This window comes from Bacteroides zhangwenhongii (assembly GCF_009193325.2).
GTDB classification, from domain to species: Bacteria; Bacteroidota; Bacteroidia; order Bacteroidales; family Bacteroidaceae; genus Bacteroides; species Bacteroides zhangwenhongii.
In genome coordinates this window covers 4,390,373-4,409,985 of the sequence record NZ_CP059856.1, presented here as the reverse complement: position 1 = coordinate 4,409,985, position 19,613 = coordinate 4,390,373, and the positions used below count along the sequence as shown (strand labels likewise).

Below are 19,613 nucleotides of genomic sequence, written 5' to 3'. Positions count from 1 at the left end.
AATACAAAGATTATATTTTAAATAATTTTGCAACAGCACCACCGCCACGAGCAACAGGAATTGAAAGCGTCGTATTAGCAGTTACTTCACGAGTTTCAATCTCTACCGGATAAGGATTCCTTTCCCAATCAGCATCACATCCATCGCGATAAATAATAGCCTTATATTTACTGTTAGCATCTAGAAAAGAAAGACTGATATTAGCTATACGGGCTTCTGCACCAGTAGCAGTAGCCAAATACCAAGAATCATGACCTTTACTTTTACGGGCAACAGTTATATATTTCCCAATCTCAGCTTCCGGATAAGTCGTTTTATCCCAATCGGTAGGACAATCACAAACAAATTGAAATGGACCAGGATTATTCTCGTAATTTTCAATCATATCAGCAGCCATTTGAAGCGGCGAATAGAGAATCACAAACAGTGCCAGTTGCTTGGCAAGTGTTGTATTGGGATGTGTCTGTGGCATTGCGTCATTCTCAAAATTGAATATAACCGGAGTAAAATCCATAGGGCCAGCCAATCCCCGGGTGAATGGTAAAGTCACTGTATGTTCCGGCGGATTACCACCTTCTTCATTCCATGCATTCCATTCTTGTCCGCGTACTCCTTCTTGAGTCATTAAGTTCGGCCAAGTACGTTGTAACCCTGTGGGAATGACAGGCTCATGATTGTCGATGGCAATCTGATATTTGGCGGCAGTCTCAATCACCTTACGGTAATGTCTCACCCCAAACTGACTACTATGGTATTCTTTATTATCTAGCAAATCTCCAACATAACCGGTTTTGACATAGTGCATTCCATTTTGCCGATAAAGTTTAAATGCATCTTCCATCTGCCTTTCATAATTAGCAATTCGCCCACCCGTTTCATGATGGCCAATAAGTGCAACTCCTTTACTACGTCCATAATTATTAATATGTGTAATGTCAAAATCCTTATACGGATGTACATAATCAAAATTCCATGACTTCCAATCTGGATTCCAACCTTCCACCAATACTCCACCAAAATTATTTTTAGCAGCGAAATCCATATAACGAATAGTATTTTCTGTTGTAGCTCCATGCTGTGGTCCATCATACCATGTGTGAGTTTTCATGTGGTAACACCACCAAACACCAAGATAGCGTTGCGGCTTTATCCACGAAGTATCCATTATCCGACAAGGTTCATTCAAATTAAGCATGAGACGTGAAAGCATCATGTTACTGGCATTGTCAGCGATTATCAGTGTACGCCATGGACTTACCCGTACACCAGTAACAAATACCTTTTCACCACTACTCCATGGTGTAAGCGCAGCACGAAGTACATTACTTCCCGGTGTAGCTCGTACATTCATAGCAGCGAAATCTGTCAAATTAGCTTCATGAAGTGCTATATGCAATCCTTTGTCAGTACGTATGGTGACCGGAGTACTCGCCCATCCTATCTTATCTATAGGGAGTTCACGAAATAGACCTTCGTAAAAACGTATCCCTTCTACTGGAAGTGACCAACTCGTATGGTTATCTGCAAAAGTAAATTCGGTAAGTTCATCCATGATTACAAAGTCACCCAATTGTGCTTGACGCGGAAATTCATAACGAAATCCGACACCATCATTAAATACGCGAAATACAACACTAATCTCACGACCTGGAGCTATTTTCTTCTGCACGAGATCAAGCGCCATCTCATTATAGTTATTTTCAATTACCGATTCTTCACCCCATACCGGATTCCACGATTCCGAAACAGTATTACGCCGAATACTAGCAACTGAAAATCCGGTAATCATGTCAGGAACGTCTTTTAGCTTCAAGCCCAATCTCGATTGCGACAACACTACTTCTCCGCCACGAACAATCCGATAAAAGATCTCCCCTTTTTTAGAAACCTCGAACGTCACTATTATATGCCCATCCGGGGATGCTATATGATGGGTATTACTACCCATCATCAACATGCTCGAACATAATACAAAGAAGCAACTAATAAAAATTTTATGTATCATTTCAATTCAATATAATCAATAAAGAACATACCATTACCACTACCCTTACAGATATCAACATCATTCACGCCTTGGTTAAGTCTTACAGTTACAGTCTGATCTTTCCAAACATATTGTTCATCAAAAGAAATCTGCTTCTCATCTCCGTTTACCTTAAAAACACCAGCACCCGGAATATCAGAGGAAGCACGTCCTCGCACAATAACTGTATAATCGCCAGTCACAGGTACCTCAACAGCAAAGAGCACAGAAGCGCCTTCACCCGTAAAATTACCCACATAACCAAACCCGTCAGAGTTCTCCGCTATCGGCGGTAAATCCGCATCGTCTATTGTCCAATCGTTTTTGCAAGACATCAGTCCTACTGTTATCGCTATAAAAAAGGAAAATATAATCTTTTTCATTTCAGTCATTTCTTACAAATTAATAATCGGTTGTTACTTTTGAACTTTTACACTGCCACGTAGAGCAGCAACTTCAGCCTGATAACGTTTGCATGAAGATGTGATACGAAGAATACGACATCCATGTGCAGGTATGTTAACTTTATAAGCACCTTCAAAAGCACCTAAATCAGAATGAGTCCAAAGATCACGTATATTACTAACTTTTCCTTCTTTAATACCTAAATCACGCAAAAAGTTAATAGACATATTTGAAGCTTCTTCCTCTCTGTTGAACAATCCAACAATCCACTCACCATTAGGCAATTGCCCCACCCATTTCGAGCTTGCAATTTCTGATGGATTACCCGACATTGGACGTGCACTAAATCCCATTTTATTAAGTGCCAGAATTTCCTCGTTTTGATAAAAACGCTCACACCCATTAGCTGTATCATACTGATCGGCAATAGCTATGGGCGAACCGGTTATAGCCATTAGTGATACCCAAAACTGACGTTCTGTATCACTTTCACAAGTATTTAACCTAATAAAGTCGCCATCCATCATGATTTGCCCACGGGCGGCTACATCACTAAATCCAACAAAACCATCAAAAGCATTGCCCCACTGTGCCCAACGGTCTTGTTGAATGCCACGACGACGATTACTGATAAAATCCCATCCCCCACCGAAAACATCCTCACTAATACGAAAAAGATCACCGTATGGAATTTCGTTAGCGGCATGATCGAAACAATTGGGCATTACCAAAGAGATAAAAATTTCATCACCCGCTTCTTCCTTAATCCAACGAAGAGCCTTCACATAACGTTCTGTACCATAAGCATCTTCGTAATAGTTCAGAAAATCTATTCTAAGAAATGAGAATCCAAGATCAATAAAATAACGTACATACCCTTTAATCCACTGTTCAGCACCCTCCTTATCTGTATCTACCCAATAAAGATAATCATTAAAATTAACATTTCCCTTGATATCACGAGTGGTCTTTGTAGAGCCTTTCACTGGTAAATTGTTCTCATAAGCTTTTCTCGACATCCACAACGGATCGTAATAAATCCCTGTTTTCAAACCTTTCTTCTTGTTATAATCGATCCAATAGGCAAAATCATGACTCCAAGCGTCATTATACTTCGTTATATATCCATTTTCATTTACAGTTTGTGCTCTTTCAATCCAACCATCAGTGCATACCATATCATAACCGTAAGAGAGAAAATTCTTGGCTACCCAATCTACCGATTTTTGATAACGATCCTCGGCCAATGGGCTATCAGTTACAAAACACTGTTCGTAGGCCATCCAATAAAGAGGACCAGCGCCATGTCTCGTAAATCTACTATCACGAGCACTGACTACTACTGAAACAAAAACAAGTCCACACAAAAATATACTTCTAATATTCATATCATTTTGATTTAATAGTTTATTACTATAATTACAAATTTACTCTATCTTGAACACGTAAAGTGTCATTCCCTCGACATCGACTTCGATTCGATATTTTCCACTGTTTTCTAGAGAAATACCCCATGACGCAGCCAACGGATTACCAGGTCCCTGAACTTTCTTCATCCTATAAATGCCACTGTCTTCTACTAACTCACGATATCCATCACTATCGCCTTTTTCTGGTATAAGGAAAACCACTTGATCCCAATTTCCTTTAGATGTAATGAAATTGAATTGACGATTTCCTTCTGCCTCAGTATAATAAAGTTCACCTTCCCAACTAAAACGTTTGGATGCCTCATCATATATCAATTGTACTCCCGGATCATTTGAATCAGTACCAGAATTACCCGCAACCCCCTGTATATACAATTCGTTAATCTCTGGTTTGTCAAGATCGCGAACCTTTTCTAACGTAACTGTTAAGGATTCAACATCCACTATAATTTTGTATACGGCACTACCTTCTTCCGGTATTCCGAAAAATGCATCTTTTAGTGTACCTTCACCTTGTGAGCAACGTTGCAACCTATAGGTTCCAGGCTGTATGACTTCGATATACCCGTCAGCAGTAGCATTTTCCGGAACAAGAAAATCAACTTGGTCCCATTCACCTTTTTCTGTACAAAATTTGAACTGCTTATTTTCTGTATTATAATGGATTTCTCCCTCCCAAGTGAAGATATTCCCATCGGACGAATCCATATATAGCCCATCAGGTGAATTCCATTTGCCAGATGCATTTCCAAGCATATAAAGTTCTGGTCCTAATTCAATTTCACTAAGCCAAGTCGCAGTAATAGTAATGTTCTTTTTACCCTTCGAAGCGTCTACTATAATTCTATAATTGCCGGGGGTCTCAATGTTCCATTTGCTATCAGGATTACCGGTAGGCACATACTCCACAGCTACGTCAGCAACACCCGATTTATTTATGACTGTTCCCGCTACAACAGGCATAAGAAACTCATCTTCATATTTTCCATTATTATTAATAGGGCATTTCATCTCCCCCTGTCTAAGCGCTCCTTCATACTGAAACACATTTGGTGAAATATTTTCCATTGGATAGGGATTATTAATATCCCAACCAGCCGGGGTAGCATCTCCAATAATAAAAAGTTGATTTAGTTCAAACTCTTTTTCATCAAGTTTCTTTACTAATACAACAGTTACCGTCATATCTTTCACATTAATAGTGATATCGTAAATACCATCTTCTCCTTCATGAATACCCCAAAAATGGTCTTCAAGATCTCCGGTCAGTTCTGAACAAAGACGTGCATTATTAGGTGCATTCTCTCCAAATGTAGTATAAGCATAAGATTTTCCACCCACCACGCCTGAGGAAGGGATGATATAATAAATTTTATCCCAATCACCTCGTGCAGTACAAAATTTAAATTGTTTATTGTCACCGTAATAACGCAATTCTATTTGACAAGTAAATATATTCGGATTAGATGTTTTTTCCATCGGAACAGCCAAATTAGAATCAAAATTGTTTTCTGCCCCATAACCAAGAATATAAATCTGTTCATAGAGTGAAGCATCACCCGTTTCAACAACCTTTAGTTCCTTTTCTGCATCACAGCTATTCAGCAACACTGTGAAGAAGAATCCCACTATCAATAATAGGTAATTATATATTGTCTTCATCTTTTGTTTCATTGTTTAAAAGTTCAAATAAGTTTGCGGCATCAATAGCCAGGATTTTGTTTAAGATTATGGTTTGTATCCAATGATTTACGCGGAATGGGGAAAATCTTTGTATGATCATCTTCATCGGGCGTCTTATCCCACCATGAACCTGTATTGAATTTCCCGAAACGAATCAAATCGACACGACGACGTCCTTCACCAAGAAACTCGCGTCCCCACTCATCCAAGAGTTCCTGTTCATCAAGTGCAACACCTCCTTCCGGAACATAAAGATAATCACTCCATCTCTCTTGTGGATAATTGCGTTTACGCACGGAATTGAGTAAAATTCCAGCTTTCGACAATTCCCCCAAACGAAAACGACACTCTGCTAAAGCATATATGATTTCCGGAAGGCGTATTTCCACAAAATCCGATTCCATTTGACCGGATTCATCATCACTATAGAATGGATACTTTACATAATGCCATCCGGACTGATGGTCTCCTGAACGGAGATTACTAGTTTTGTTTATAGGCCATTGATTAGGACGTAGTCCCTTAAATTGTCCGACAGCATCACGAATATACAATTCATAACTACCATCAGGGGAGGTCATATTCCCCCTCACCCCATCTTTTACAACAGGAATAGAACCAAACAGGAACAACCCCTCACGTTTGTTGTTACCAAGATTTTTGTAAAGTTTCAATCTGACATCTTCAGGATAATTACGAAATTTCTGAGCAGTATTACCGAGTGTATAACTGTAAAGTTTACCATTCAGATCATAGCTTGGAGTAAGGGCATATTTGCAGTTATGATCACCACCTTCGCTTTTGGAATCATTAACGTAATATTCCATCTGTTGTGGGACGCTCCACCAAAACGTATCACCTTTGTAAAGCCAAAAAGTATAATTCTGACTACTGGGAAAAGCGAAGAGAACCTCATCAGAAATATCATTATTCCAGTCAAATACTTCATCCCAACGGTCTGCTACCTGATAGGGTCCATATTCTCCATCAACTATTTTCTGGGCATACGTAATGCACTCTGTCCAACGTGCTTCTCCAATATATACTTCAGCATTCAGATATAAGCGTACCAATAATGCCGCAACTCCAGCTTGGGTCCATTGCCCTTGTTCGTTACCGTTGCCACCAAGCCCCGATTTAGCATTGATTAGATGGAGGATTTCTTTTAGTTCATCTTCTATAAAAGTAAACAGCTTTTGGGAAGAGACTTGTTCGCCAGATCCACTTTTAGGATCAGAAGAAGTATAGAGAGGAACATTTCGGAACTTATCAAGTAAACGCAGATACAGCCAAGCTCGAAGAGCACGATTCTGAGCTTTCAGATTACTGAATTCCTGCTCGGAAAAGCCAAAATCAGCAGGATCCAATCTACTAAGATCATCTATTATGTAATTACTTTGCATAATACCTGTGTAGCAACCATCCCATTCCATATCAAGATATTTACTTTCAGGAGTTAACTCATGGTATTGAAGAGCCCGCCATTGTCCAGCATCATCCCACCACCCATCACGTGTACAGGTCATTATTTGGTCTGCCGTTAGTTCGTTAAGAGGAATATTTGATTGAATAGACCAATAAGCATGTTCAAAGGGGCGAAGAGCTGCTCGTATAACATCTGTCTTAGTGTTATAGTAATTATCACTCATAACATCACTATATACAGTCTCACTCAAATCCGTGCATCCAGTTGTAATGACAGTGAAAACGAATCCGCCTATAATGGCCAATATTTTAGATTTCATGATTTTAAAATTTTATAAGTTTAGAAATCAAGTTGTACGCCAAGAATAAACTGACGGCAACTCGGATAATATGTACGTGAACCAGTAGCTCCCGGTGTCAATCCATTAGTTTGTATAGAAGAAGGGTCTACCCCACTGTAACGGGTAAAAGTTGCAAGATTCTTTGCTGTAAACGAAAATTTGACAGATTCTAGAAAATGAGATTTAACGGGCCATGTATACCCTAACGAAAGCATATCAAGTTTCACATAATCTCCTTTTTCCAAATAATAATCAGTCACCACATTTTTACCTTTTATTTCTGCATTTTTTGTATATGCTTTTTGCAAGACATTTCCTGTAAAACTCTGAGTACCATAGTAGAAATCATGTACATTGAAAATATCATAACCAAATGCACCACGAAAGAAAATGGAAAGATCCCAATTGCGCCAATGAAAATTGTGTGTCATCGATGCGGTAAACTTTGGAAGTCCATTACCAACAATTTGCTTGTCATCATTTGTTCCGTTAGCAGCAGGTTTTATATTACCTTCCCGGTCATAAATCATAAAATTACCGTTTTTATCAATACCAGCATATTTCCACATATAAAAATTACCGATACGTTCACCAGCAGAAATACGTTGTAAGGTATAGAGCGGATATGGATCAGAAGTTTCAACCATATCATAATAATCCTGTCCCACATAATCGGAATTACTGAAATTAACAAACTTGTTGTCCATAGTAGCCCCAACAAAATCGATAGAGTAGTCAAAATCTTTCAACTGTATCGCAGTAAAATGAAGGTCAAACTCAAATCCCGAATTTTTCATCGTTCCAACATTGACAAAAGTTGTAGAATGCAAATAGGGTGGAACAGGAACATTATAGTCTCCCAAAAGATCCTGCTGTTTACGATTATAATAATTGAAAGAACCGGAAATACGATTGTTTAATAGCGAAAAATCGATGCCAATATTCCAGTTTTTTGCCTTTTCCCAATGCAAGTCATTATTCACATTTTTACCTGGCCCCCACACTTGTAACCACTGTCCGTTATAATAGTAATAACCAAACCCTGACATAGTACTGAGTGACCTGTAGTTGCCGAAATCCTGATTACCGGTTTCACCGTAATCACCACGAATTTTCAAATCATTAATCCAACTAATATCCTGCATAAATGACTCCTCCGATATACGCCATCCGGCAGAAACAGCAGGGAAGTTCCCCCACTTATGATCTTTACCAAATTTTGAAGAACCTTCATGCCGTAGTGAAGCAGTTAGCAAGTAGCGGCTTTTCCAGTCATAGCTGACACGACCAAAGAAAGCTATCAACTTGGAATCTTCAGCCCATGAACCCACTCCCACATGGCCTTCTTCCTTATCCCAATCGCCAGTACCGAGATTATTAGAACCAATACCGTCATTTATAAAATCTTTGTTCTCACCAGAGAGATTCTGATCTTTTGTATACTGATAAGAATAACCAACCATGGCTTTTACATTATGCCCGCAAAATGAACCATTGTAATTAGTAAGCCATTCCAGAATACGTTGAGACTGCTTTGCATATTTGCGCGATCCTTCACCAGAATATCCTTGGGCGATAGCTAGTGTAGAAGTAGAAGGACGAAACCAAGAATCGAAATTCGATGATTCGTGTCCAGCAAACGTAATCTGTGTATTTAAAATCTGCCCATTCTCAGAATCTTTCCATAATAAAGGTAATAAGTTAAGTTTGGCAGTAGCATCATAGTCTAAAAGTTTCGTTTCCGAAGTATTATCTTCAAGGTTAATCAACTCAACAGGATTGTATCCAGCAGCCTGACCAGTAATTGCAGTATATTGACCTGGATTGTCTACATCCATAATAGGAGTCGTGGGATTAATCTCCAACGTATTGCGAAATACATCCCAAGATGAGTTTTTACGTTTAATAAGCCTTGGAGCTACATTAGCTGTAAAAGTGAATAGTCCGTTTCGTGTCGTCTGCTGTATGCCTGCTCTTCCACCATATTCCTCCCGTGACGAGTACAAATCCACTCCCTCAGCTTTACGATAATCTATCGATACACGGTAATTGTTTTTATTGTTTCCGCCACTAAGCGATAATGTATGCTGATGCATCCAACCCGTTCTCGTCACAGCATCTAACCAATCATCATTTCCACCAAGATCATTACCATAACCACCCGGAATACGCAATGCGCGATATTGTTTGGCAGTAAGCATATCCAATTCATGATTTGCAACACTTGCTGAAACCGTTCCCATATAAGAAGTATGTATCTGCCCGTCACGCGTTCCTTTTTTGGTTGTCACAAGAATCACCCCGTTAGAACCACGTGTTCCATAAATAGCTGCTGCTGCACCATCTTTAAGTATGTCAAAACTGGCAATATCGTTGGGATTGATGTTCGTTAGATTTCCACCGGGAATCCCATCAATCACAATTAACGGACCGGTTCCCGCACTTCTCGACGATACGCCACGAATCTGGATACTAGCCTGATTATTAGGATCGGCTGCACCGGTATTAGTAATTGATACACTGGGTACTTTACCTTGAATCATCATAGATACATCAAGAGAGGTAGACTTCAAAAAATCTTTCTCATTGATATGAGAAATTGAAGAAGTCAATTCTTTCTTATCCATGGTACCATAACCGATTACCACAACTTCATTAAGCTGTTCACTATTCTGTAATAACTTGATAGTGAGCCTCTTCATTCCATTAACTGAGATAGTCTGATTTTTATAACCGAGATAACTGACTTCCAATACTGCTTCAGGCAAAATCCCAGTAAAAGAAAAGTTGCCATCGACATCCGTAGTGCAACCTTTTGAGGCTACCCCTTTTAGTCTGACAGTTGCTCCAATGAGCGGCTCATCGGTTTCCGCATCCACAACTGTCCCCGAAACATTGATTGCCTGAGCAAACAACATAGTTGTCCAACCAGACATAACTAACAATGTTAATAACACAAATCTTGATAGTAAGTTTTTCATGGATATGATATTAAATTAATTGAGATTAAAATTCTATCACAAAAATAGAATGCAATTATACAAGATAAAAATACAAAACTGATAATTAAGAAAAACAAAATGGATAATAAGATGATAATCAACTTATTACCCATTTTACAGATATGAAATAATTAAGGTCAAATAAAGATTTTCTCAAATGCTATAATCTGATTTTATCCCTTATACTTTGGGAATTGCCATAATGTAATCATCAAATTCCTCTTTAGGGACAAGTGCTTTAGCTTTGGTTTTGGCTTTATATACATATATCGTATTGGTAGACAGATTTAAATATTTAGCCACATCCGTCGGATTACTAATGCCAACACGCATCAGGGCAAAAATTCTTATTTCAGTGGACAATTCTCCAGAACTATCGATGCTGACCTGATATTCTTTTGGAAATAACTTGTTGTATTCATCAACGAAGTTAGGAAACAATTTCATAAAAGCTTTATCAAAAGCTGAAAACAGCCGCTGCCATTCCTTTTTAACCCCCATATCATACAACAAATATTTTACTTCATCATATTTCTTATCATTCAACTTACGTATGGCGGTATTACTCATCTCAGCAACCTCGTTTACATATTGATTGGCTTTGATAGATTCAATAATGTAACGGTCCTTGATTTCATTCACTTCTTTCAGTTTCAAGTTCAGCTCAGAAAGCTGTTCATTTGATTTATCGAGTTCTTCAGTTTTACTACGAATAGCTGCATTCGACTCACACAAACTTCTATTACGTCTTCTAATTTTAGCATACATTAAAAACAGAAGAAGAAGCAACAGCCCAAATAATGAAATGGCATATATTAACATGGTCTTTGTATTACGAAGCCATACATAACGTGCATTTTCTATTGATGGAAGTACAGAATTAACCTCAATCTGACGAATTCGTGAATTATAGGTTTTGGCATCATCAAGAGCTAAATGAATATATCGACTTGCTCGACTAAGGTCACCGCGTTGCTGCATTAATATAGCAAGGTCTTTAGCAGCTGTATTTTCTCTAGTTAACGAGCGAATATCATAAATTACTGCAAGGGCAGCAAAATATATTGCAGAATCTACTTGCTCCACACCTTTATATGTATTACTCAATATAGAATAGTTGATTGCTTTTTCATGATCGTTCAAATGGTGAACCCTAAGTAGTCGGATGCGCTCATCAATAGATTCTCTCGGTAGATACTTCCACATCACCTTTTTCTCAATAGCTGCATAATCATGCTCATAGCTGCCAACAGGAGTCAGGGACAAGATACTATCATAACACGTTTCCCTTGAATGAGCATAACGAAGCCCCAATTTAGATTCACGACCTACATACGACTCCAAATTTTGAAACATACGTGCTTTTAAGGTATAATAGTGTGGCAGAACCGCTTTGGGAATAGCAGTAACTTTAATCAACTTATCCACTTCAGCGGCTTCCTTAAAGAAACCCACCGAAGTGTAACAGTCGAGGAGAGCCACATGCGCTAGAACGAGCTCTGACTGATTGTTGTTTTCAATAGCGATATCATACATCTTGTCAGCATAGGCATACACTGAATCAAATTGATAATTTCGATATTCGCTATACAGAATACTACATAAATCAAAACGGGATTCTCCAGTAGGTAGGTTAGCCAATTTGTTTTTAAGCAGAATCAACTGCTTTTCCTTTGCCACAATGTAACTGTGACGATTGTCTATTTCAGTATCAAGTGCAGATAATACCGAATCTATTTGCATGGACGTTACTGCGGCAACCGGCATAATAACAAAGCTAAACACCATACTCAGTAAAACAGACCTGATAACTTGACAATACAGTGAATATAAAATTGAATATGCATCCATATAGATAGTTTTTTCGTGGAAATGGTTAACACATTAATAAAAGAATACTGCAAAATTATACAATTTCGGATATATACACCAATTATAGAACAGCATTTTGTAAAAAACGCCAAGCATTGTTTTGGAACATAACAAGCATTGTTACGCCTTATAAGGATATATTCTCAAATAGGTAGGTATCTTCTCAATCGCATAGCGTAAAGTTGTTTGTGACATAGCATTCTTATAGTGTACGACGAAATCAAAAACTTCATCCCAATGTGATTCACTCACTACTTTAAGCATCCAACCGCAATCTTTTCACACCATCTCATCTTGATCGCACAGCATAGCTGTAGTAATCTCAAGTATATCTTCAAAACACAAACCCTTTCGAGCAGGGATAATCAGAGTTACTGCAACATCTTGATGTACCCAACAATTATCCGATTTTATCCATGCTTCCAGATAAAATACATACCGAGAAATCTTTCGGTTCATAACACTTTTTTAATGAATAGGCACACGCCACTACAACTTCTCAGTTATCCAACTGCCATAACTGTTCACACTGTTCGAATATCTCTGTTTTCGATTTAACACAAACCTTCTTATAAAATTCGAGACTATCCAATAAATTGTATAAATAAAAAAAACTAAATCTTGGAGTTTTCTATCACACAAAATTGTGGACAATGACGTATATAAAAAGAGAATAGCTATAAATCATTGATTTATAGCTATTCTCTTTTTATATACGTTTACTTATCGATTTTACTTCACTTCCTCAAAATCAACAACATTAGAGGCATCAATCAATTTATTCATTAAATTTACCCATGTAATATTAGCATTACTGTGCGCAAACTTTCCTTGCACATACGCATTTTGAAATTCTTTCAACAGCGTGTCATAATAAGATAAACTAATATAAAATGTACAACTATTATCATCCGAGTAATTGGATTTTGAATAAATATCTCCCTTTTGAGGTCTGGAAAATATTCTTTTTGAAAAAGCTTGAAACAACATAGCCAATTCTTGTCCATTAAAAACTTGTTTTTTCTTCGTTTCCATAATATTATTTTTTAAGATGAAAAAAGCGTGGAACATCCCCTACGCTTCTGAGACTTTGGCGAGCCTGTACTGCAAATAAGGAAAGCCCACGCTATAGCGCAGGCGTTCACTTAAATTCATTGCAGTACTTAAAATCGCCAAATTTCAGAAGCAAGAATAAAAGCTAACGCTTTAATATATACATTTATAGACTTCAATAAATCAAAGTCCATGCAAAAATAACAATTTTCAGATTTAAATTCGCAAAAAATATTTTTTTGTTCTTTTCAACATCAATATTTTATCTAAGTCAAACTAATTTAGATAAGCCGAAGTTATGAATACGGTTCATAACTTCAGCTTTACTCCGCTTATAGTTTACCCAGTTTATCGGCTTCTTTTCTCAATTGTTCGGCTTGCTCGTTCAACAGCCTTGCACGTTCCAGTGCTTCCGCCTGCTTTTGGATGCGGTATTCAAAATCCATCACTGAATCGGTCAGCCTTCGGATAAAACCATTATCCCGTTGCCACTTGAACTTGTTTTCCAGCATATCAAAAGTTTCTCCGTCTGCCTGTCCTTGCATCAACAAATAGCGGTATTTCATATCGTTGTCCTGCAACTGCTGCATACGTTCAGCCAAACGAACATTCAAGAATATGGAAACGAAACAGATAACCAGCACTGCCGAAAAAAGAAACAATCCCGGACAAATCCAAGAAGCTACCTTGTTGTAAATCCGTTGATAGAGCGGTAAGGGCGTAGCTTCCTCTTTATCCGTCTTGCAAGAGCCCAAAACATCAATCATTACCTTGAAACAACGGTAGGTTTCCAATACTATTTTCTTGGTGTCCTCGATATGTTTCTGCTGACCTTGCATCCTGTTCCTTATCTCGTCAAGCTGGCTTTGGATAGCCTGCAAATCCTTTTCGGGAACAGCCGGGTTACTGTGCAGTTCCGACAATGCCTGTTCGATTGCGTTCAGTCTTTCGAGAGTTTCCCCCCGACTGGCTGGCGTTACCTGTGCTTCCTGCTTCTCTTTCAGTTCTGTAACCATTGAGAGAAGCCCCTCTAAAATCAAATTTTCCTCCATACGCTTATAACTTTAGTTGTTTTTTCTTTTTTTTCTTCTTCTTTCTCAAAAAGGAATCATCGGGCATTTCATCAGCCGGGGCTGACAAACCGGAAAACAGACCGCCTAAACCTGTTATAAAAGAATTATCCGCTTTGTCGGGTGCTGATACTGATTTCTGAACAGGTGCGGTAACCGTCTGCTTATTGCTTCCGACTGTCATCTGCCCTACATCCCCAAAACATTTATCCAGTTTGGAGAAACTGAAACTACGGTCTATCTCCGAACCCTTGAACGTGTATTCACCTTTGGAAAAGGAAACGCCTTGTATCTCGCCTGTCTGTCCCTTGTACTTGAACCGGATAGTAATACCCTTTTCCGCTAACCGCTCCTGTAACTGCTGCCAGTTTCGGGATTTCCCGATTTCATTCTTTACAGCGTTGTAAATCTCGTATTTCGATTTGTCCAGCTCTTTCAAGCGGTGCTGCTTCACCTGTTCTTTTCCACCAGCGAAATAAAGCCCGTGCTTGGCTTTCAGCTTCTTGCATACCTGCTCGTTACGGTACATATCGTTCCTGTCCGAAATGGTCTTGCCGTTGTTGTCAATACGGTTGAATACGATATGCACATGTGGGTGTTCCCGGTCTTGATGGCGCACGATGATATACTGCGTATCGGTGATTTTCATTTCACGCATATACTCCTGCGCAAGCTGTATCATCTTCCCGTCTGTCAATTTGGGCGCATCCACTGCCGAATAGCTTAGCGCAATATGTCCGACTGGCTTTTTTAAGTCGGGATTCATCCCGGTCTGCATACAGAAGCTGCGGATTATATCTCCCCGGCTTTCTGTTAGTACCCCCTCCGCATGGAGCAAAGCCGCCTGTTCCTTGCCAAGCACATAGTTCACGCAGCCCTTAAACCCGCTTCCCTTTTTTATTTTTCCAATCATCCGACAACTGGTTTATAATTTCGACAATCCTGTTTTTCAGTTTCACTAGTTCCACCGCCACCAGTGCGAAACCTCCGGCATTCGCCCGGTGCGCCAACTGGTTGATGTTGTTGGCTTCCCCTGCCAGTTTGCGAATGGTGTCCGCATCCTTCCTGTTCAGCCGGGGTATGACCTCTGCCGAAACAACTGCCTGCCGTACATACTCACTGACACGCAACCCGGCTTCTCCGGCTCGCTTTCTGATGGCGTAATACTGCAACTCGGTCAGTTTCGTACTGACAACCCGTTGCTGCTTCTCTATCCGTTTCTTTGCCGGACGTCCCCCCGGCTTATCCTTTATATTCGTCATAAGTTTTTACGTTTAAATAGTGTCTTAAAAATTGCGACCAACGGGAGAAATTTTCTTTGCGATGAGCAAAGCAAGGTAGTTTCGGTTTACCGAAACATAACCTTGCTCTCCAAATTAAACCGCCTGCCGTTGGTAATCCTGCCGGACTAAATCCCCCTGCCCCTTTTCTGTCTTGGGGCGGCACGTTGTCCGGTTTCCTGCTTTATCTCCTGCACTTGGCTGGTGCTGTTCTTCTGTTCCTGCTTCTTGCCGCACAGGTAATCGTTCAAGTCCGAATAGCCCCTATAATTGCCCGAGAAGTCACGCACATGGAAGGAGTATTCCAATGCAATAGCCTGTGTCGCCTTATACCCCGTCTCGTCATTGTCAAGCATACAGTGGATGCGTTCATACGGGTACAGCACGTCAATGGCTTTCGGCACGTTGACAGTAGAGTTGAGTATGACATAATCCTGTCTGTCAAGGTCGGGCATGGTCGGACAGTTCTTCATCCGGAACGTGAGGAAAGAAAGATAGTCCATAAAACCCTCGAATACCAAACATTTCTCTCTCGGCTCTCCCTGCTGCCGTATATGGGTGATGTCTTTCGGGGCGATGCAACCCTTAAAAAAGGAATTGCGAACCTCGTAACCTCCTGCCATGTTCGGGAAACCGATAGCAAAGAATGGTCTGCCGTTATTGATAAAATGGAGTTCCTTGCATTCTCTTTTTGCCAGTTCGACATTGATACCTCGTCCCTGCAAGTAACGGAGCAATGCCAGATGGGTCAAGTCACGGACTTCCAAATGTTGGAAACTCGGTTCTGTCCTACGCTGGGGAAAAGAAAAACTGACCGGACGGATGTGCGGTGTCTGTTCTGCTATCTGGTTTAAAAGGTATGGCACGCTGCCGGAGCAATAAAGTTCCTTTGCCAGTGCAATGATGTTGCCGCCCTTACCTGCGCCAAAGTCATACCAAAGGTTGCGGTCAGTGTTCACCTTGAAAGACGGTTCGTGTTCCTCCCTTAACGGTGATTTGTACCATAAGCCGTTGCCCTGCTGCTTGACAGGAGAGTAGCCTAAACTGTGCAGATAGTCTGCGATGGGTATTTGTTTCACATCTTCGATATTCATAACATTTTCTTTTTGGGGGATTAAAAAATAGTTGAAAAGTGCGCCAGTCCTGTTTAGTCCGTTATATATATACCCGTACCATACTAAACCTGCTTGTTCCGATACAGGGAAATAGTAAGTCCGTTCCTCTTATATATACACCCGGACTAAACCAAACGGACTTTTAATAATGGAAATCGGGATTATAGCGGTAGCCCTTGCCCTCTTTCACAATCATGCGCTTGTTCACAAGAAACTTGTTAAGTGACACAAGGACATTGCGTCCACGCTCGTAGCCGATACTCGCATAACCCTGCTTCAATGCCGCTATGACATTGGAATAGCCTTGTACCACCTGCTTGCCGAAACCGTTCTCCAACGCTTCCCGGTGTTGCTGTTCAGTCAGTTCCGTAAGCGGAAAATTCCTGTCCTGCTTAGGTTGTTGGAATACATAATCATCCACGATTTCGGGTAAAGCGTTGTCATTGATACGGAATGCGAACGGGTCAAACTCCCGGTCACGTATGTGCATTGCCTTTACCTCGCTTATGTTGCCGTCCTGCCGGCTTTTCGTGATTTGCAGGACGGTTTCAGCCTTGTTGTTCAGTTCCGTGCCGATATGCCCCCTTGTGTTGTCATCCCCCTTATTCAAATGTAGAACAGTATGGATATGCAGGTTATATCCGCTTGACCAGCGCATCAAAAGGTTGATTAGGTCGGTTGATTCGCTGGGACTGTTGATGTCGTACATCAAGTCACGGATTCCGTCAATGATGAGCAACCCCACATCGGGCATATTTTCAAGCATATAGCCGATAATCTGTTTCCGCTTGTCGGGGGTCTGCTCTCTTAGCACGATGAAAACAAAATCGTCCCTGTCCTTGTCGGTAGGTAGTCCGGCAAGCCGTAAAATACGCTCCATGACCTTATGGCAATGGTATTTGCTCTGCTCGGTATCTACATAGAGGATTTTCCGCTTGTTCGGTGGCAGGTATGCCGAATACTTCAGTACCTCGTCATTCTTCAACGCTGCCGCAACGATAGCGGAGATGTTGAATGTCTTTTTGCTCTTGGCTTTACCCGTGGATGCGCTGAAATTACCCAGCGTGCCAATGGTAGAGCCGTTCACCCAGAGTATTTCGGGCGGCACTTCGTAAGTGTCCGTTACCTTTAAATGAATGGTTTTCCAAAGGGCTGCGAAATCCTCTTTCTGTATGGTAACACCCTGCCCGGCTTCTGTCGCTTTTCTATTTTCCATAGCCGTTATTTCTTTAGAGGACGGTTAAGGATATACTTCTGCGCTTCCTGCTCTATCTGCGCCTGCGTCTTGACCGGGTTCTGACGTAACCATGCTTCCAACTCCGCTTTCTCAAAATAAAGCATTTTGCCCTGCGGCTTGTAATGGGGTATCAAGTTACCCGAAGTCAACTTGTACAGGTAACTTTTAGAAAGGTTCAAGAACTTGCTCGCTTCATCGAAGCTAAGCACACTCTTTGAAAGGAACAACATCTTTTCGAGTTCGGAAACTCTTAACTCTAAATCTCTTTCCATATTGTTTAGGAATTTAGGTGAAACAATATGAAGGTGCGCACCCTCGTTTTTTTGTTAACGGGGGCAAAGTTAAGAGGTTGAAAATGAAGTCTAATTGACCTTTGTTTGAGCGTTCAATCTATGCTCAACCTTTTTTCAGTTGTTTGATGTATTTGTCTATGATTTCATATCCTTTCGGATAGATGTTTTTTGCTTGGTCTGTCGCACTCGACAGGTCAGTACGTGTAAGCGGTTCTCCTTTTATCTTCTTCAATATCAGCTTATTGTTTGCTATGACAGACTGCCATTCATAAACGATGTAATTATAACAGCTAAGTTGCATCATAAGATAGGCTAACAGACGAGTATTATTAACTTTCAATACCCCATTCAGTTTGCAGTTGAAAAAATCGGTAAGTATTTTGGCACTGACGGTAGTAGTAAACATATTCGCTTCATTCACACAGTCGGTCAGAAGTTTGATTTCATTGGCTTTCAACGTGGACTTGAAAGGATTGCTTTTGCCCACAATCTTGGTTGGATTAGTATCTGCACTTTCCTCTTTCTCTTTTGGCAAGACTTGCTCTTGGATGGCAACCGCATCTGTATGGTAATTGCTTTCCTGTTCTTGCAGATAGCGCAAATACTTGGAAAGCACGACAAGATTAACGATAATAGACAAATAGGGAAGCCGCCCATCATAACAGGACGGTTCATGCAAATATGCGTCCATATCAAAATCAGAGCAGCGGAAACCGATATACTTTTTTCTTTCATCAGAATTCAAGTCCTCAAAATAACCGCTTTCCCACAAAAAATCGGGAATATCCATATCCAATACAATGTTACGCACGACACGGTATTTTTGTTGGATGGCTACAATATTTTCAGTCACACGGAAAATTTCTTGCCGCAAATAATCCTTTAGCTGAGCTTGCGTCAAATATTCACGTTTTAAAAATAGTGCATCTACTTTAGTTTTATAGTCATGAGCTATACAACTATCTAATATCTTCTGTATTTCTCTGAAATTGTTTTCCATATGATTTTCCATAATCGTGCGCCTTTAAACGTTCTTACTACAAATATAAGGTAAGAATCTCACTTTTCCCGAAAACATCGGCAATAATAAGGTAGATAAAGATAGGATAAGCGTTAAGAAATTATAAAGATATGGGGAAGAAAACTATTAAAGTACACCTTTTCTTTGTATTCGTCATTCAGTACACGTTTAGTACGCCCTATAAAAGCAGAAAACCCTAATAATCAAGTGATTATCAGGGTTTATTCGTACCCAGACCCGGGGTCGAACCGGGATGGAAGTGAATCCACTGGTGTTTGAGACCAGCGCGTCTACCGATTCCGCCATCTGGGCATACTTGATTTCTCAATTGCGGTGCAAAGATACGACATTATTTTGAAT

16 protein-coding genes and 1 tRNA gene are annotated in these 19,613 nt (G+C 40.1%); all 17 read right to left on the bottom strand.

Annotation, left to right across the window (positions count from 1 at the left end; genetic code table 11):
• Window positions 1-10 precede the first annotated feature (10 nt).
• Window positions 11-2,005 (bottom strand): glycoside hydrolase family 97 protein, encoded by a 1,995-nt coding sequence (locus GD630_RS17470; RefSeq protein ID WP_032579563.1) that lies wholly within the window; start codon window positions 2,003-2,005, stop codon window positions 11-13.
• The gene (locus tag GD630_RS17465) at window positions 2,002-2,409 is read right to left on the bottom strand and encodes a CBM35 domain-containing protein (protein WP_162173726.1); all 408 of its coding nucleotides are present in this window, start codon (window positions 2,407-2,409) and stop codon (window positions 2,002-2,004) included. Before GD630_RS17465 ends, GD630_RS17470 begins: the two co-directional genes overlap by 4 nt.
• A gap of 33 nt (window positions 2,410-2,442) precedes the next feature.
• Window positions 2,443-3,819, bottom strand: a complete 1,377-nt coding sequence (locus GD630_RS17460) for an alpha-galactosidase (protein ID WP_025868204.1) — start codon at window positions 3,817-3,819, stop codon at window positions 2,443-2,445.
• 39 nt (window positions 3,820-3,858) lie between these two features.
• Window positions 3,859-5,523, bottom strand: coding sequence for a SusF/SusE family outer membrane protein (locus GD630_RS17455; protein WP_172681606.1), 1,665 nt, complete (start codon window positions 5,521-5,523; stop codon window positions 3,859-3,861).
• A 41-nt stretch (window positions 5,524-5,564) separates the two neighbouring features.
• On the bottom strand, window positions 5,565-7,289 hold the full coding sequence (locus GD630_RS17450; protein WP_050444320.1) for a RagB/SusD family nutrient uptake outer membrane protein: 1,725 nt from the start codon (window positions 7,287-7,289) through the stop codon (window positions 5,565-5,567).
• A 20-nt stretch (window positions 7,290-7,309) separates the two neighbouring features.
• The gene (locus GD630_RS17445) at window positions 7,310-10,291 is read right to left on the bottom strand and encodes a SusC/RagA family TonB-linked outer membrane protein (protein WP_032579569.1); all 2,982 of its coding nucleotides are present in this window, start codon (window positions 10,289-10,291) and stop codon (window positions 7,310-7,312) included.
• A 201-nt stretch (window positions 10,292-10,492) separates the two neighbouring features.
• Window positions 10,493-12,163 (bottom strand): DUF6377 domain-containing protein, encoded by a 1,671-nt coding sequence (locus tag GD630_RS17440; RefSeq protein WP_025868201.1) that lies wholly within the window; start codon window positions 12,161-12,163, stop codon window positions 10,493-10,495.
• Window positions 12,164-12,304: 141 nt separating this feature from the next.
• On the bottom strand, window positions 12,305-12,448 hold the full coding sequence (locus GD630_RS17435; protein ID WP_081030034.1) for a DNA alkylation repair protein: 144 nt from the start codon (window positions 12,446-12,448) through the stop codon (window positions 12,305-12,307).
• Window positions 12,449-12,916: 468 nt separating this feature from the next.
• Window positions 12,917-13,219 carry a hypothetical protein gene (locus GD630_RS17430; RefSeq protein ID WP_032579587.1) on the bottom strand — a complete coding sequence of 101 codons (303 nt, stop codon included), beginning with the start codon at window positions 13,217-13,219 and terminating at the stop codon, window positions 12,917-12,919.
• Between the two features lie 350 nt (window positions 13,220-13,569).
• Entirely contained in the window at window positions 13,570-14,289 is a 720-nt protein-coding gene (locus GD630_RS17425; protein ID WP_025868197.1) for a hypothetical protein, read from the bottom strand.
• A 4-nt stretch (window positions 14,290-14,293) separates the two neighbouring features.
• Window positions 14,294-15,220, bottom strand: coding sequence for a relaxase/mobilization nuclease domain-containing protein (locus tag GD630_RS17420; protein WP_143865129.1), 927 nt, complete (start codon window positions 15,218-15,220; stop codon window positions 14,294-14,296).
• Window positions 15,186-15,569, bottom strand: coding sequence for a MobC family plasmid mobilization relaxosome protein (locus GD630_RS17415; protein ID WP_032579573.1), 384 nt, complete (start codon window positions 15,567-15,569; stop codon window positions 15,186-15,188). The genes GD630_RS17420 and GD630_RS17415 overlap by 35 nt, the downstream gene beginning before the upstream one ends.
• Window positions 15,570-15,715: 146 nt before the next feature.
• A complete protein-coding gene (locus GD630_RS17410; RefSeq protein ID WP_032579575.1) occupies window positions 15,716-16,681 on the bottom strand; it encodes a toprim domain-containing protein in 966 nt (321 codons plus the stop codon).
• Window positions 16,682-16,844: 163 nt separating this feature from the next.
• A complete protein-coding gene (locus tag GD630_RS17405) occupies window positions 16,845-17,918 on the bottom strand; it encodes an AAA family ATPase (RefSeq protein WP_032579577.1) in 1,074 nt (357 codons plus the stop codon).
• A 5-nt stretch (window positions 17,919-17,923) separates the two neighbouring features.
• On the bottom strand, window positions 17,924-18,211 hold the full coding sequence (locus GD630_RS17400) for a helix-turn-helix domain-containing protein (RefSeq protein WP_025868291.1): 288 nt from the start codon (window positions 18,209-18,211) through the stop codon (window positions 17,924-17,926).
• Between the two features lie 124 nt (window positions 18,212-18,335).
• A complete protein-coding gene (locus GD630_RS17395) occupies window positions 18,336-19,244 on the bottom strand; it encodes a hypothetical protein (RefSeq protein WP_032579580.1) in 909 nt (302 codons plus the stop codon).
• A gap of 237 nt (window positions 19,245-19,481) precedes the next feature.
• A tRNA-Leu gene (locus GD630_RS17390) sits at window positions 19,482-19,565 on the bottom strand.
• Window positions 19,566-19,613 lie beyond the last annotated feature (48 nt).

Coding starts and splice junctions, on each gene's coding strand:
- GD630_RS17410 (WP_032579575.1), bottom strand. CDS start 16,681: ATGAATATCGAAGATGTGAAACAAATACCCATCGCAGACTATCTGCAC.
- GD630_RS17445 (WP_032579569.1), bottom strand. CDS start 10,291: ATGAAAAACTTACTATCAAGATTTGTGTTATTAACATTGTTAGTTATG.
- GD630_RS17415 (WP_032579573.1), bottom strand. CDS start 15,569: ATGACGAATATAAAGGATAAGCCGGGGGGACGTCCGGCAAAGAAACGG.
- GD630_RS17450 (WP_050444320.1), bottom strand. CDS start 7,289: ATGAAATCTAAAATATTGGCCATTATAGGCGGATTCGTTTTCACTGTC.
- GD630_RS17425 (WP_025868197.1), bottom strand. CDS start 14,289: ATGGAGGAAAATTTGATTTTAGAGGGGCTTCTCTCAATGGTTACAGAA.
- GD630_RS17420 (WP_143865129.1), bottom strand. CDS start 15,220: ATGATTGGAAAAATAAAAAAGGGAAGCGGGTTTAAGGGCTGCGTGAAC.
- GD630_RS17405 (WP_032579577.1), bottom strand. CDS start 17,918: ATGGAAAATAGAAAAGCGACAGAAGCCGGGCAGGGTGTTACCATACAG.
- GD630_RS17470 (WP_032579563.1), bottom strand. CDS start 2,005: ATGATACATAAAATTTTTATTAGTTGCTTCTTTGTATTATGTTCGAGC.
- GD630_RS17455 (WP_172681606.1), bottom strand. CDS start 5,523: ATGAAGACAATATATAATTACCTATTATTGATAGTGGGATTCTTCTTC.
- GD630_RS17460 (WP_025868204.1), bottom strand. CDS start 3,819: ATGAATATTAGAAGTATATTTTTGTGTGGACTTGTTTTTGTTTCAGTA.
- GD630_RS17400 (WP_025868291.1), bottom strand. CDS start 18,211: ATGGAAAGAGATTTAGAGTTAAGAGTTTCCGAACTCGAAAAGATGTTG.
- GD630_RS17440 (WP_025868201.1), bottom strand. CDS start 12,163: ATGGATGCATATTCAATTTTATATTCACTGTATTGTCAAGTTATCAGG.
- GD630_RS17395 (WP_032579580.1), bottom strand. CDS start 19,244: ATGGAAAATCATATGGAAAACAATTTCAGAGAAATACAGAAGATATTA.
- GD630_RS17465 (WP_162173726.1), bottom strand. CDS start 2,409: ATGAAAAAGATTATATTTTCCTTTTTTATAGCGATAACAGTAGGACTG.
- GD630_RS17435 (WP_081030034.1), bottom strand. CDS start 12,448: ATGCTTAAAGTAGTGAGTGAATCACATTGGGATGAAGTTTTTGATTTC.
- GD630_RS17430 (WP_032579587.1), bottom strand. CDS start 13,219: ATGGAAACGAAGAAAAAACAAGTTTTTAATGGACAAGAATTGGCTATG.